General features: G+C 68.9%; 1 protein-coding gene. It reads left to right on the forward strand.

Features of this window, described 5'->3' with window-relative positions; genetic code table 11:
* Positions 1–45 precede the first annotated feature (45 nt).
* The coding region (locus ODJ79_RS46700) for a Na+/H+ antiporter NhaA (RefSeq protein ID WP_263030201.1) at positions 46–540 on the forward strand (495 nt) is incomplete at its 3' end.

Genomic DNA, 540 nt, shown 5'->3' on the forward strand with positions numbered 1-540 from the left:
GCCGGGTAGGGTTGTCGGCAGGTGCGCCGGGAAGTCTGGTCGGCAATGTCGTTTCAGCGACCAGAGAATGGAGCCGCCGTGCCTGATTCCTCGCGCTCGACGCCGTCCCTGCTTGGCCGCGGTTCGTGGGCCGAGGTGCGTCGTGTCGCCGATGTTCTGCGTAAGGAGACCGTCGGTGGAGTGTTGCTGCTGTGCGGCGCGCTTGCGGCGTTGCTGTGGGCGAATTCGCCGTGGTCGGGCCGGTATCACGCGCTGACCGCATTCACGGTCGGGCCGTCGGCTCTGCATCTTGATCTGAGCCTGGCGTCCTGGGCTGCTGACGGGCTGCTGGCGATCTTCTTCTTCGTCGCGGGGCTCGAGCTCAAGCGGGAGTTCGTCGCGGGCGATCTGCGGGATCCGCGGCGGGCCGCGGTGCCGGTCGCCGCGGCCGTCGGCGGTGTCATCGTCCCCGCGGTGTGCTATCTGCTGATCAACTGGGGTGGTGCGGCGAAGGGCTGGGCCGTGCCGACCGCTACCGACATTGCGTTCGCGCTGGCGGTG

Source organism: Actinoplanes sp. KI2, assembly GCF_025630775.1.
Taxonomy (GTDB): domain Bacteria; phylum Actinomycetota; class Actinomycetes; order Mycobacteriales; family Micromonosporaceae; genus Actinoplanes.